This window comes from Acidaminobacter sp. QWL-03, assembly GCF_058683855.1.
This window is the reverse complement of record NZ_CM178752.1, coordinates 2,393,958-2,408,213: the sequence shown is the minus strand read 5'-3', so window position 1 is coordinate 2,408,213 and position 14,256 is coordinate 2,393,958. Positions and strand designations below refer to the sequence as shown.

Genomic DNA, 14,256 nt, shown 5'->3' with positions numbered 1-14,256 from the left:
ATGCAACTTGTCAAATAAGCCCTTTAAGAGGCCGTCAAGATTCCCTCGCGGTCGGCTCGGAAGTGGTGTATAATGTGATAGACAGGCCATTACAGGCTTTTGCCGATGGTATTGTGAAGGAGTTGTGCGAATGGCGTTCTTGCAGTCTTATCTTAAATTTACAGGCATTATGCTGGGTGCGTCGGTGATAATCGGCATTTTGGCGGCGCTTCTGACGGAACTGAAACTGCTGCAGGGCATTTATGTCGTTTTATTTTCAGTGGGCGTACTTTGTCTGCTTTACGCGTCGGCCATGCTGGTGGGAACACCGAGAAAGCGGTTTGAATACTACATGAAGATGGAGTATGATTCAGACAGCGCAAAACCCAAAAATGCCAAAACTTATGAGTCCTTTGGGGTATTGCCGGGGCTGCTTGGGATTACGGCCATTGTCTTCGGGTTTTTGCTCGAAGCTTTGAATAGATCACTGTAAGAGGAGGGGGCACTATGTCATACGATTATTTGAAAGTCGAACAGAAAAATGCCGTTGCGGTTGTTTCGCTGAATCGGCCTGAGGTGCTGAACGCGCTTAATGAAGCTGTGCTTGTGGAACTTTACGAGTGTATGGAGCAGCTTAACTCGGCACTTGAGACCAGAGCAGTGATCTTGACAGGGGCAGGCAGAGCTTTTGTAGCGGGCGCGGACATTCAGGCCATGTCCGTCATGTCGCCTGAAGAGGGGCAGCGCTTCTCCGAACTGGGCATGAAGGTGATGACTCGGATTGAAACCCTTGAAAAGCCTGTCATAGCTGCAATCAATGGCTTCGCCATAGGTGGTGGATGCGAACTCGCAATGGCGTGTGATCTGCGCCTTGCCGGCAAGTCCGCTAAGATGGGGCAGCCTGAGGTGACTTTGGGAATCACGCCCGGTTTTGGCGCGTCCCAGCGGCTGCCGCGGCTGGTGGGTATGGCGTCAGCCATGGAACTGATATTGACGGGTTCTTTAATCAAAGCTGAGGAAGCTCTGAGAATTGGGCTGGTGAGCCATGTCTACGAGGATGAGGCGCTAATGGAACAGGCTTTGGCACTCGCTGAGAAAATCGCTGCCAACCCGTGGGTGGCGGTCAAGTACGCCAAGAAAGCCATGCGTCAAAGTCTGGATCTTGAAATAGGTCAGGGCTGCGCTTACGAAAGCGCTGTCTTTGGCCTGACCTTCTCTTCCGAAGATCAAAAGGGCGCCATGAAGGCATTTGTCGATAAGTCAAAATACACAGCCAAGCACCGCTAGGGGGAGACAAGCATGAAAACAATAGGGATTATTGGAACTGGCACTATGGGCCTCGGGATTGTTCAGGCTGTCGCAATGAGCGACGTCGAGCGCGTTGTCGTGAAGGGGCTTAATGATGAGCTGCTGGATCAGGCGTTTTCGACGCTTAACAAAACCTTTTCAAAGCTCGTTGAAAAGGGAAAAATGGATCAGACGCAAATGGACATCTTGCTCCATAAAATATTCGGGACCACAGAGGATGAAGATCTTGCCGATTGTGACCTGATTATCGAAGCTGCCGTTGAGAACATGAAGATCAAGAAGGAGATTTTCGCTGCTCTGGATCGTGTAGTTAAGCCAAGCGCTATTTTAGCTACCAACACGTCATCTCTCAGCATCACGGAAATTTCTTCTGCGACGAACAGACCGGATAAGGTCATAGGCATGCACTTTTTTAATCCGGTACCGCTGATGAAACTTGTTGAGATCATTTGCGGCATTGCAACCTCCCCTGAGACCTACGAGGCTATAAAAGCGCTGTCCGAGCGCATGGGCAAGGAACCGGTCCGTGTCGAAGAGGCACCGGGTTTTGTCGTCAATCGGATCCTGATCCCTATGATCAACGAAGCCATAGGCGTGCTGGCAGATGGCGTAGCAGAACCTCAGGACATTGACAAAGCAATGATGCTGGGCGCCAATCACCCCATCGGGCCTCTGGCACTGGCAGATCTGATTGGCAATGACGTGAATCTGGCCATCATGGAAGTCCTCTACAATGAGTTTGGGGACTCCAAGTACCGGCCGCATCCGCTTCTGAGAAAAATGGTGCGTGGCGGCCTGCTGGGCAGAAAGTCCGGAAAGGGCTTCTACGACTACAGTGCAAAGTAATATTCTTAAGAAAGAATTAATTTTTGGCTGGCCCCTAGTCGAAAAATAATTCTGTGGTATGATATGAATAGTGATTTTTTGGCGGTCTCAGTTTCTGCCTTGAGCCGTGGAAGGGGAATTCAATGAGATACTATGTCAAAGTATTTTTTATCGCGTTTATCGCGTTTTCACTCCTATTTGCCGGTGGAATTTTTGCCTATCAAAAATTCTATACCCTGGGCGGAGGAAGTGATGTCGATCCGTTGAATCCAGGCGATCCAGCTGAGCAGGAACCCTCCAATGAACTGGAGAGAATGGTCAAAGACGGTAAGCGGATCAATGTGCTTCTGGTAGGTGTGGACGGTGGTCGAAGTGATACGCTGATGCTGCTTTCCTTTGATCCGAAAAATAAGCTTGGGAATATTGTTTCAGTACCCCGAGATACCTATTTTCACATTGAAGGCAAAGACGCAGCAGATTTAAGAAAGATCAACGCGGTTTACGGCTTTAAAGGAGACGACGGCGGTGCCCCTGGTGTAGCCAAGGCAGTCAGCGCCATCCTGGGCGTGCCGGTACATCATTACGTGAAACTCGACTATGAAGCCGTTGAGGCGGTCGTTGACGTCGTTAAGGGCATCGAAATTGACGTGCCTTTCGACATGAACTATGACGATCCTTACGCGGATCCGCCGCTGCACATTCATTTCGACAAGGGTTTGCAGACCTTAAACGGCGAGGAAGCGGTCGAATATCTCAGGTGGCGTAAAAACAACGGCTCTGAGGGCCAGGGCGATTTGCCAAGAATTGGACGTCAGCAGGAATTTGTCGTGACGCTCGCCAAGAAAGCTATTGGCCTTAAACTGCCTATGGTCATCAAAACGGTTTTTGATTACCTTGAAACAGACATGAACCTGGGGGATATGGTTTACCTGGCTTCTGTGGGTATTGGCGTCGACTTTTCGAAGCTCGAGTCCACGACTATTCCAGGGGAGGTCGGCATGAAAAATGGCGGATCCTACCTGTTCCACGATCCCGAGCAGACTTATGAGTTAATGAAAGGCATTTACGAACGCACGCCGGAGAGTGATGCTGCGGCGGAAGCAGCGGCAGCTGCTGAAGCGGAAGCTGGCGCTGAAAGTGAAGATAATACAAATTAACGCAATAAACGGGTGCTCCGTAAGTGGGCATCCGTTTAAGTTTGATATTTAATATCCCGAATGAAGAAGGGGTCCTGTGCCAATTTCGTTTGAAATTGGCACAGGACCCCTTTTCGAACCATCTATTCAAGTATTAACTTTCCAAGCTCGTTGATATTGCCCGCACCCATGGTGAAGACCAAGTCGCCGGAAGCAGTGTGGTCTTTCAGATAGGAGGCGATTTCTTCAAAGGATGAAATATAGTAGGCTTCTTTGCCTGAAGTCCTAATCATTTCTGCGAGATCCCTTGAGTGGATCAGGCCGGTATCCTTTTCTCTGGCAGCGTAGATATCTGTAATAATCACGACGTCAGCCTGGTCGAAGGCTGTTGAAAAATCGTTCAGCAGCTCGTGAGTCCGAGTATAGGTATGGGGCTGGAATACGCAGAAAATCTTATTGTGAGGCACATTCTTCGCTGCGTTGAGGGTAGCTTTGACTTCTGAAGGATGATGGGCATAGTCGTCTATAATTTTGACGCCATCCCTTTCGCCTAAATGGTCAAAACGGCGGACAGCGCCCTTAAATCTGGAGAGCGCCAAGGCAGCTTCCTCCGCCGGAATGCCCACATAGGTGGAGCCTATGAACGCGGCCAAAGCGTTGTAGATATTGTGCCTTCCGGGGACTTCAAGGTGAAGCGCGGCGAGGATTTTTCCTTTGTGGCTGATGTTGAAGCGCGGGAATCCGGACGAAGTGAAATCAATGTCAGTCGCCTGGTACTCGCACGTGTCAGAAAGTCCGAAAGTTATGACACGACACTTGGCGGCATCCGCAACTTCGAGACAATTGGGATCATCACCGTTCAAAATAAGAACACCGTCTGCAGGTGTGTCGGAAATATAGCGTCTGAAGGAATCCTTGATGTGGTTAAGATCCCTGAAGTAATCCAAATGGTCTGCTTCTATGTTGAGGACAACGGAAATCTTAGGCTTGAAGCTCAGAAAACTCTCTTTATATTCGCAGGCTTCAGTGACGATAATATCTCCATGGCCAACGCGGGCATTACTGCCAATTTCTTTAACTTCTCCGCCAATGAGGAGCGTCGGATCCAGATCGCTCTGACTGAGGACAACAGAGACCATAGAGGTCGTGGTCGTTTTGCCGTGCGAGCCTGAAATGGCCAGACTTTGCTTGAATTCCCGCATAATGATGCCGAGCATATCTGCTCTGGTAATGCACGGGATGCCGCGCTCAATGGCGCGTGCCAGTTCTGGATTGTCAGCACCAACAGCGGTCGTATAGACGACGACATCCACATCATCCACATGAGAGGCCTCGTGGGTGAAGTAAATTTTAATGCCTTTCTGCTCCAGATTGTCAGTGAGTGTACTGTGCTTCAGATCAGAACCGGAGACCTGGTAGCCGCGGTTGTGCAGAATTTCTGCAATAGCACTGACGCCAACGCCGCCAATTCCGATCAGATGGTACTTTTTATTGAAAGGATTCAATTCCAGCATATCGATTCTCCTCATTTTGGACAATTAAATACAGCACTATACATCAGGCACCGGTTACCCTTGACTGAAGCCGCGGGTACATTTGGTGGTTTAATCAATAAAAGGTCAGAAGACATTATACCATAAATAACCGGAAAGAATATATAGTATTAAATCGAGGTCAACATAATTCTGAGATAATACATCAGTGGCCTGAGGTGGAAGCTTTAAAAAAACAAAAAATCCGCCCGATAATCCGAAAATACGAAGATTCAACTAAAATCCTTCTTGAAATCCTAGAAAAAAGCGAATAAACTAAAGATAAATCTTTATAACATTCGGATGGAGGGCGTTCATGGACAATAAGCTGAAACGCAATGAACGGATAGGGGCTATAGTCAAAGTACTTTGCGACAGACCAAACAGGATCTTCACCCTGGGTTATTTTACGGAGCTTTTTAATGCAGCAAAGTCGACGATCAGTGAAGATCTTGTCATCGTCAAAAAAATCATGGAGACCATGTCTTTTGGTCGTGTTGAAACCATCGCAGGCGCAGCGGGCGGAGTCAAATACATCCCGGTGGTTGTGCCGGAGCGCAGGACAAAAATACTCGAGCAGATTGCAGATAAAATGCGCGATCCAAAAAGGATTATTCCTGGTGGATTTCTTTATATAGGTGATTTGCTTTATGATCCGTATTTTATGAAGGATGTCGGGGAGATTTTTGCAGAAATGTTTTCTTACAGAGGGATCGACTACGTCCTGACTGTGGAGACCAAGGGCATCCCGCTGGCCATGATGACGGCAAACGGGCTGAACTGTCCGCTGGTTGTCGCGCGCAACGAAAACCGTGTCACAGAAGGTGCAACCATCAGCATAAATTATGTCTCGGGCTCGACAGGACAGATTCAAACCATGTATGTTTCTAAAAACGCTATTAAACCTGGATCCAAAGTATTAATTATTGACGACTTTATGCGTGCCGGCGGTACGGTACTTGGTCTGATTGACCTGGTCCACGAGCTGGGCAGTGTGGTGGAAGGCGTTGGTGTACTGCTTGAAACTGCGGAGCCTGAAAATAAAATGGTGAGCGATTATACGGCGCTGCTGACGCTGGACCGGGTTTCCAGAGAGGAAATCGTTGTCAGGCTGAAACAATAATGGTCGACTGAGGAACCATCGGCAAAAAATGTAACACAATATTTAAAATATTTCGAAAAAATTTTTATTAATGAAGGATTTCTGGTGTCGGTGTTGAATTAGTATCTGTTACTCGCGTTAACTCAGACAGAGCGAAAGGCAGGTTCGAGAGGATGAAAATAACTGACGTCAGGATTCGCAAACTGCGGGATGAAGGCAAAATGAAGGCCGTCGTGTCGGTGACACTGGATGATGTCTTTGTCGTTCACGACATCAAGATCATTGAAGGCCAGAGTGGCTTATTCGTCGCCATGCCGAGCAGAAAAGTCGGCGAGGGCGACTACCGTGACATTGCGCATCCTATCAACCAGGAGACGCGTAGAATGCTTCAGGATGTGATCTTTGCGGAGTACGACCGCGCGAAGACCATCGGAGAATTTGACGAAGCGGAAGAACTGACCGACCTTTAAGCGTTCCGAGGATATGAGTTGACGTGGTGTCTGCGGCTCAGGATGGAACGGACTGTGCTGAAGCACGGGCGAACATGAGCCCTGCTTCAGTATTTTTTTATCTATGCGCCTCAGGATTTATTTCTTCTGTTACCTTGGTTTGTTAAAAATATGGTATAATCCCTTTGAAAAGCGATCAAACGGATCAAAAAATCATAATTTAAGATATAAGGAGTCGAAAGGCATGAGTTTAGCATCAATTATTCTCGCAGCCGGAGAGGGGACGAGAATGAAGTCAAAACTCCCCAAAGTACTGCACCGCGTTGCAGGGAAAGCTATGGTGGAGCACGTTATGGATGCCGCGGCAAAAGTCGGTTCAGACCGGACCATACTGGTCGTAGGCAGCGGCAAGTCAGCGGTCGAAGCGGCCCTCAGCGGGCGTGAAATTTTTTATGCCCATCAGACTGAGCGATTGGGAACAGGCCATGCGGTCTCCATCGCTCTGGAAGCGTTAGGTGACGAGGCCCACGTTCTGATTCTCTGCGGTGACACGCCGCTCCTGTCATCAATGACCTTGGAAGCGCTTGTTCAGCATCATGAAAAATCTGGTGCGGGCTGCACCGTGCTGACCGCCGAACTCGAATCGCCATATGGTTACGGCAGGATTCTGAGAGATTCAGAAGGCAATGTACTCGGCATCGTCGAGGAAAAGGACGCATCTGCTGAAGAAAAATGCATTAAAGAGATCAACTCCGGTGTCTATGTCGTCAAACGCGACACGCTGCTTGCGGAAATTCCGAGGATTACAAATGACAATGCCCAAGGTGAATATTATTTGACAGATTTAATCAAGTTGGCGCGTGAGTCCGGTGAGAGAGTCGGCGCCTATAAAACGCAAGATGCTGCAGAAATAAGCGGCGTCAATTCCAGAGTTCAGCTCAGTGAATGTGAAACGCTGCTGCGCCAGCGCATTAATAAAGCTTTGATGCTTGAGGGTGTGACCATGATTGATCCATCTTCAGTCTATGTGGACGCGGACGTTGTCGTAGGACGTGATACGGTGGTTTATCCGGGCTGTATTATCGAAAAGGGCACGGTTATTGGGGAAGACTGTGAAATTGGGCCTAATGCGAGACTGAAGCACTGCCATATTGGAAATGGCGTTACCTTCAAAGACTCCACAGGCATTGAGAGTACTGTGGGAGATGATTCAACCGTCGGGCCATACGCCTATTTGAGGCCGGGCTCTGTCCTCGGTCAGCGCGTTAAGGTAGGCGACTTCGTCGAGATCAAGAATTCCAATATTGGGGATGATGCAAAAATCTCCCACCTTACTTATGTTGGAGACGGCGACGTCGGAGAAAATGTCAACCTTGGATGCGGTGTAGTCTTCGTCAACTATGACGGTAAAAAGAAACACCGAACTGTAGTGGAAAATGACGCGTTTGTCGGCTGCAATGTCAATTTGATTTCTCCTGTGACTGTGGGTGAAGGCGCCTATGTCGCTGCAGGAAGCACCATTACCAAAGATGTTCCAAGTGGTTCGCTCGCCATAGCCAGAGATAAGCAAAAAAACATTGAAGGCTGGGTCAAACGAAAAAACCGTTGAGCGAACAACCTAAAATAAACCATTTTCCGGAAACAGTGAGATCCGGAAGGCAAAAAGACTGACTGGAGGGTCAACATGCACACGAAAGGCAAAAAGATCAAGATATTTTCAGGCAACTCAAATCCTGAGCTTGCGAGAAATATTTGCGCGGAAATCGGTCTTCCGCTGGGAGACGCTGAGGTTACCAGCTTCAGTGACGGTGAAATCGCTGTCAATATCAACGAGACAGTTCGCGGCGTGGATGTTTTTATCATTCAGTCCACCAGTATTCCCAACGTCAACAATTTTCTCATGGAGCTTCTGATCATGATCGATGCCTGCAAACGCGCGTCGGCAGGCAGAATCACCGCAGTCATTCCTTATTACGGTTATGCTCGCCAGGACAGAAAGGCCAAAGCCCGCGATCCAATCAGCGCAAAACTCGTCGCCAACCTTTTGACAGCGGCAGGCGCGGACCGTGTTCTGACCATGGACCTTCACGCGGCTCAGATTCAGGGCTATTTTGACATTCCTGTGGATCATCTTGTAGGCGGCCCTATATTGGCGGATTACTTCTCAAACAAACAGATTGAAGACCTTGTCATTGTATCGCCTGACCTTGGCAGCGTTGCGCGTTCCAGAAAGTTTGCGGAAATGCTGGATGCACCAATAGCCATTATTGACAAGCGTCGTCCAAAAGCGAACATGAGTGAAATTATGAACGTTATTGGTGATGTCGCCGGCAAGAATGTCATTCTGATCGACGACATGATTGATACCGCCGGAACCATAGTCAATGCGGCTAAAGCGCTGAAAGGCCTTGGTGCGAAAGACGTTTACGCGTGCTGCACCCATGCTGTTTTGTCCGGACCTGCCATTGAGCGCATTAAAGATTCTGGTATTGATGAGTTGGTTGTGCTTGACACTATTTACCAGAAAGATCGCGACAAGCTCGACAATCTGGTCCAACTCTCTGTAGCGGGCATATTCGCGGAATCTATCCGCAGAATTTTCAACAATGATTCGGTGTCAAAGCTGTTTGACTAAAATTAATTGCAACTCAATAGGACAACAATTGGGCCGGACTTCTTTTTCCGGCCATTTTTTTGTTATAATGAATCTGTCTTATAAGTAGGAGGAATAAAAGTGTATCTGATCGTAGGCCTTGGCAATCCGGGGAAGAAATATGACGCGACACGGCACAACGTAGGCTTTGATGCCATTGATGTCCTCGCTGACCGATTGTCCGTTAAGGTATCCAAAATCAAGTTCAAAGCCTTGATAGGCGAAACGGTGTATAAAGGTCATAAGGTGATCCTGGCAAAGCCCCAGACCTTCATGAACCTAAGCGGCGAAGCGGTACACGACATGATGCGGTATTATGGCATTCCTGTTTCTAATCTCATCGTCATCTATGATGATTTTGACACTGAGATCGGGAAAATCCGCATTCGAAAGAGCGGCAGCGCTGGCTCACACAATGGGATGAAGCACATCATCTACAGACTGACAGATGAAAGCTTTCCGCGTATAAGAATTGGCATCGGCCGCCCTGGTCCGGGATGGATTATGGCGGATTTTGTGTTGTCCAGATTTGATAAAGAGCAGGTGCCTGTAGTGATAGAAGCTGTTAAAAGCGCCGCAGACGCCGCGCTCTGCATCGTCGACAGCGGCGTTGACCTGGCCATGAACCGCCATAATATCAAAGGATAAGAGGGATTTAAGTGAAGGCATTACTGCAGGCTTTTGCCAGTACAAAAGAATACCGCACACTCATGGACGCTTATGGCAGAGAAGTCCGGACTATTTCGGTGGACGGACTGAACAGCCGGGCTATGGGTGCTCTGGTAGCGACACTGCGTCAGGATTTGAGGGGCAGGATGCTCGTCATAGCGCCCAATGACAGTGAGGCCAGGGAATTCTTGGACCAGTACGCCGGCTTCTCCGAGGATGCGGTCTATATCCCGGCGAGAGAGCTGGCCTTATTCGATTCCTTCGCCCATTCGAGAAGCGTCATTGACCAAAGGGTTGCTGCTTTATGCAGTTTGCTGGACCATGAAGATGGCAAGGTCTATGTCGCGCCGGTCGAAGCGTTGTCGACCAAACTGGCACCGCCGGAGGTTTTTGCCGCAGGATTAATCAAGCTTGAAGTCGGTCAGACCATGGAAATTTCAATGCTGGTTCAAGAGCTTGGCCGCCTCGGTTATACGAGAGAGGAGATCGTCGAGAGTCCGGCCGCGTTCTCTGTGCGCGGTGGAATCCTTGATGTTTATCCGGTGGATCGTGCAGAACCGGTGCGCATCGAGTTTTTTGACGATGAAATTGACTCGATCCGCTCTTTTGACCCAGAGTCCCAGCGCTCCGTTGAAAAACTGAGCGGCGTAAGGCTGAGGCCTGCGACTGAATTCGTTCTCAATGCGCAGATTGCGGATGCCATAATAAAAAAACTGGACAAAAGAATTAAAAAGAAGAATTTGGATGAAAAATATTTAGCTCATCTTGAAGAGGTGAGGGAAGCCATTTCACAGGGATATGCCTCTGATGATCACGACAAGTATTATCCGCTCGCTTTCGAAGCGGCGTATTCAACCTTAATGGATTATTTTGGACGTGAGGATTTGATTATCATCCTCGACGACGCCAGAGTTCACGACCGCTATAAAATGACCTATGAAGGTTTTCTTGAGAATTTTAAAAATTATCTGGAATCCGGCAGAACGCTCCCTGAAATGGCTGAGCGGATCCCGGCACTTAATCAGATGTTTGATCATATGCGCCATACCCGGCTTTTAACGGTGGATGCCCTCATTAAGCGCACCCCGGATTTTGTCGCAGGTGAACGCGTCAAATTTGAGACTATGGAGAGCGCGCCTTATTACGGTAAGATGGAACTGCTGATCGCAGATTTGGAACGCTGGCTTGGGCATGGACAAAGTGTTCTGCTGGCGCTGTCCAGTGAGTCCAGGCGCGACAATGTCGCAAAGGAGCTGCAAAATGCAGGGCTTTCAGTTGATGTTTATCGGACTGGGGCTCCTGAGCTAATAACAGGGCGGGCTTCGGTCTGTCTGGGTACTGTAGCGGCCGGTTTTCAACTGATGAGCGCCAGGGTGACACTGCTGACAGACAGAGAAATTTTCGGTGCGCCGCAGAAACGCCGCACGACCAAATCGAAGTCAAAGGGCCAGATGATCAAGAGCTTTAACGAGCTCACTGTCGGGAGTCTCGTCGTGCACGAGTCTCACGGCATAGGACGCTATATTGGCGTGGATCAGCTTACAGTGGATGGCCTCAAGCGGGATTACATTAAAATAGGGTATTCCGGAGATGACTTTCTTTATGTGCCGGTGGAAAATATGGACACCCTCCAAAATTATGTAGGTGCTGAAGAGGCCAGCGTCAAGCTTTCCAGGCTGGGAACTGCAGAGTGGTCCAAGGCTAAGGCTAAGGTCAGGAAAGCTATTGAGGATATGACGGAAGAACTCGTGGCTCTTTACGCCGCCAGAAGCAAAGCGGTGGGCTATGCTTTCGCGGAGGACAACGACTGGCAAAAAAACTTTGAAGACATGTTCCCTTATGAGGAGACGCCGGACCAGCTCCGCTGTATTGAGGAGATCAAGCGGGACATGGAGATGCCGAAGCCCATGGAGCGGCTTCTTTGCGGCGACGTTGGCTATGGGAAAACGGAAGTGGCCATCAGAGCTGTCTTTAAGGCGGTGATGGATGGTAAGCAGGTCGCCTTTTTGGTGCCGACCACCATTCTGGCCCAGCAGCATTTCAACACCATGCAAAACAGGTTTTCAAAGTATCCCGTCAAAGTGGAGATGCTCAGTCGTTTTAGGACGAAAAAGCAGCAGGATAAAATCGTTGATGATCTCAGAACGGGACTTTTGGATGTTGTCGTGGGCACGCACAGAATACTGTCCAAGGATGTTGTCTACAAAGACCTTGGGCTCCTGGTGGTCGATGAGGAGCAGCGCTTTGGCGTGCGCCACAAGGAATCCATAAAAAAACTCAAGGCTCAGATCGATGTTCTTACCCTGACCGCAACACCTATACCGAGAACGCTTCATATGTCCCTTTCTGGGATCCGCGATATGAGCTTAATCGAAGATCCGCCGGAGGACCGTTACCCTATTCAGACCTATGTGGTGGAATATGACGCGAGTCTGATTCGGGAATGGATTCTAAGAGAAGTTGACAGAGGCGGGCAGGTCTTCTTCGTTCACAACCGCGTGCAGGATATTGACCGCGTAACGGCCCGGCTGTCAGAGATGATGCCCGAGGTTCGTTTTGACTACGCCCATGGCCAGATGCCGGAGCATAAGCTTGAGAATTTGATGGTCTCCTTCATGAACCATGAGTTCGATGTGCTGGTGAGTACGACTATCATTGAGACGGGACTGGACATGTCCAACGTCAACACCATCCTGATCAATGACGCGGATAAAATGGGACTGTCCCAGCTCTACCAATTGAGAGGCAGGGTGGGCAGAAGCAACAGAATAGCCTATGCCTATCTGATGTATCAAAAGGACAAAGTACTGACCGAAGTGGCGGAAAAACGACTCAAAGCAATCAAGGAATTTACTGAGCTGGGCGCGGGTTTTAAAATAGCCATGAAGGATCTCGAAATTCGAGGCGCGGGCAACCTTTTGGGATCGGACCAGCATGGCCATATGTCCCAGGTTGGTTATGAAATGTACAGCAAGCTCCTCGAAGAGCATGTTCGGAAGATCAAGGGCGAAACCGTGGAAGAACAGTTTGAGACCACAATTGAGTTTTCCATCAATGCCTTTATCCCTGATGACTATGTGGCCAACAGTGACCATAAGCTTGAGCTGTATAAGAAGATCGCAGCCATTCGGGATCAGAGGGATCGCTTTAACATTGAGGAAGAGATTGAAGACCGGTTCGGCACCCTGCCAAAGCCCGTGTATAACCTTCTTGCGATCGCCCACGTCAAAGCCATGGCTCAAAAGCTGGGTATCCGGCTGATCCGCGAAGGAGAAGATCATGTGATCGCGAACTTCCAGCACAATGAGCGGATGGGGATTCAGGTAGTGGCGGAAACCACGGCGGTCTATGGACGCAGAATTGCCTTCAACATGAGCGGAAAGCCTTATTTCAAGTATAAGTTCAGCCAGCCAAAGCTGACAAAAGAAGACAAAGCTAGAGAACTTGAAACCTTATTGTTAAAAATAATCTCTATGAACACGAACTGATTTGTTATATAATCGAGTTCGAGTCAACATAATGAGGGAGTGTGTAAATTTTGAAAACCATCAAGCGATCATTGAGCCTGACACTGGCTCTGATATTGGTATTGGCGCTTTCACTAGGGGGTTGCCAGAAAAAAGACAGCAACGGTGCGGTGGTTCCTGAAAACGCGGTTGCTGTTGTCAACGGTGAGGTTATGGATCTCGAGACATTCAACAAGGCGTTTGCCATGGTAGAGCGCAGCTATAATGAGCTTTACGGAGATACCATATGGACACAGGAAATTCAGGGTCAGACGGTCAGAGACATGATCCGCGAGCGAATTCTTGAAGCTATGGTTGTTGAAAAACTCATTATTGGGCATGTCTCTTCCACGGATTATAAACTCAGTGAAGAAGAGGTTGAAGAGGCCTATACTGCGTTTATGGAAACGGCAGCAGAGGATGCGGATCTGACAGCGTTTTATGAGGCAAACGGCATTGATGAAGCTTATATAAAATCCCAAATAGAATCTAAGCTCTATACGGAAGAATTCGAGCGCCAGGTTTATACGGAAGTAGAAAGCGACACTGCCAATCTTGAAAGTCTGTACGATACCTACCCGCTACAAGTCGATGCAAGCCATATCCTGGTCGCGGAAGCCGCTCTGGCAGATGAAATCAAAGGAAAAATTGCCGCGGGTGAAGACTTCGCTGAACTGGCAAAACAGTATTCTGTTGACACAGGATCAGCTCAAACCGGCGGCGCGCTTGGACTGTTCGGAAGAGGTACTATGGTTGAAGAGTTCGAAAAAGCAGCCTTTGCTTTAAAAGCAGGTGAGGTCAGCGAAGTCATCCAGTCGCAGTTCGGATATCACATCATTAAGGTGCATGACGTGCAAACGCTCAACACCATGAAAGCGAACGGCGCCTCAGAGCAGGAGATTGAGATTCAGAAATCGGCGCTGCTCAGCAATATCGCACAAGATGCCTACCAGGCGAAGATTGACGCCCTAAGAGCTGAAGCCACGGTGGACACTTTCCCTGAGCGCATTAAATAGTCCGGAAGATCAGCAGCGGTCACAGGAAAAACAAACACAGCACTTTGAATTGAAAGACCTGAGGGATTGACTAGGCCGACT

The 14,256-nt window shown here is 48.8% G+C and carries 12 protein-coding genes; 11 read left to right on the top strand and 1 reads right to left on the bottom strand.

Annotated features, from left to right (window positions below; translation table 11 throughout):
* Window positions 1-130: 130 nt before the first annotated feature.
* The 4 genes from AC4PHM_RS11415 to AC4PHM_RS11400 all read left to right on the top strand — a co-directional run bounded on the left by AC4PHM_RS11415 (window position 131) and on the right by AC4PHM_RS11400 (window position 3,269).
* Window positions 131-472: a hypothetical protein gene (locus AC4PHM_RS11415; protein WP_492017884.1), complete on the top strand. Its 342-nt coding sequence runs from the start codon at window positions 131-133 to the stop codon at window positions 470-472.
* A gap of 14 nt (window positions 473-486) precedes the next feature.
* Window positions 487-1,266, top strand: a complete 780-nt coding sequence (locus AC4PHM_RS11410; protein WP_492017883.1) for an enoyl-CoA hydratase-related protein — start codon at window positions 487-489, stop codon at window positions 1,264-1,266.
* Window positions 1,267-1,278: 12 nt separating this feature from the next.
* Window positions 1,279-2,133 (top strand): 3-hydroxybutyryl-CoA dehydrogenase, encoded by an 855-nt coding sequence (locus AC4PHM_RS11405; RefSeq protein ID WP_492017882.1) that lies wholly within the window; start codon window positions 1,279-1,281, stop codon window positions 2,131-2,133.
* 122 nt (window positions 2,134-2,255) lie between these two features.
* A complete protein-coding gene (locus tag AC4PHM_RS11400) occupies window positions 2,256-3,269 on the top strand; it encodes an LCP family protein (protein ID WP_492017881.1) in 1,014 nt (337 codons plus the stop codon).
* Window positions 3,270-3,391: 122 nt separating this feature from the next.
* Here AC4PHM_RS11400 and murC read toward each other — a convergent pair whose 3' ends face one another.
* Window positions 3,392-4,762, bottom strand: coding sequence for a UDP-N-acetylmuramate--L-alanine ligase (gene murC, locus AC4PHM_RS11395; RefSeq protein WP_492017880.1), 1,371 nt, complete (start codon window positions 4,760-4,762; stop codon window positions 3,392-3,394).
* A gap of 334 nt (window positions 4,763-5,096) precedes the next feature.
* On the opposite strand from murC, the gene purR reads away from it, so the two are divergent.
* The 7 genes from purR (at window position 5,097) to AC4PHM_RS11360 (ending at window position 14,175) form a co-directional block, all read left to right on the top strand.
* Window positions 5,097-5,903, top strand: coding sequence for a pur operon repressor (gene purR / locus AC4PHM_RS11390; RefSeq protein ID WP_492017879.1), 807 nt, complete (start codon window positions 5,097-5,099; stop codon window positions 5,901-5,903).
* A 152-nt stretch (window positions 5,904-6,055) separates the two neighbouring features.
* Window positions 6,056-6,352 (top strand): septation regulator SpoVG, encoded by a 297-nt coding sequence (gene spoVG, locus AC4PHM_RS11385; RefSeq protein ID WP_291399738.1) that lies wholly within the window; start codon window positions 6,056-6,058, stop codon window positions 6,350-6,352.
* A gap of 223 nt (window positions 6,353-6,575) precedes the next feature.
* Entirely contained in the window at window positions 6,576-7,940 is a 1,365-nt protein-coding gene (glmU, locus tag AC4PHM_RS11380) for a bifunctional UDP-N-acetylglucosamine diphosphorylase/glucosamine-1-phosphate N-acetyltransferase GlmU (RefSeq protein ID WP_492017878.1), read from the top strand.
* A gap of 75 nt (window positions 7,941-8,015) precedes the next feature.
* Window positions 8,016-8,966 carry a ribose-phosphate diphosphokinase gene (locus tag AC4PHM_RS11375; protein ID WP_492017877.1) on the top strand — a complete coding sequence of 317 codons (951 nt, stop codon included), beginning with the start codon at window positions 8,016-8,018 and terminating at the stop codon, window positions 8,964-8,966.
* Window positions 8,967-9,065: 99 nt separating this feature from the next.
* The gene (pth, locus tag AC4PHM_RS11370) at window positions 9,066-9,632 is read left to right on the top strand and encodes an aminoacyl-tRNA hydrolase (protein WP_492017876.1); all 567 of its coding nucleotides are present in this window, start codon (window positions 9,066-9,068) and stop codon (window positions 9,630-9,632) included.
* An 11-nt stretch (window positions 9,633-9,643) separates the two neighbouring features.
* Complete coding sequence (gene mfd / locus AC4PHM_RS11365; RefSeq protein ID WP_492017875.1) at window positions 9,644-13,141, top strand: transcription-repair coupling factor; 3,498 nt, start codon at window positions 9,644-9,646, stop codon at window positions 13,139-13,141.
* A gap of 50 nt (window positions 13,142-13,191) precedes the next feature.
* The gene (locus AC4PHM_RS11360; RefSeq protein ID WP_492017874.1) at window positions 13,192-14,175 is read left to right on the top strand and encodes a peptidylprolyl isomerase; all 984 of its coding nucleotides are present in this window, start codon (window positions 13,192-13,194) and stop codon (window positions 14,173-14,175) included.
* Window positions 14,176-14,256: the final 81 nt, after the last annotated feature.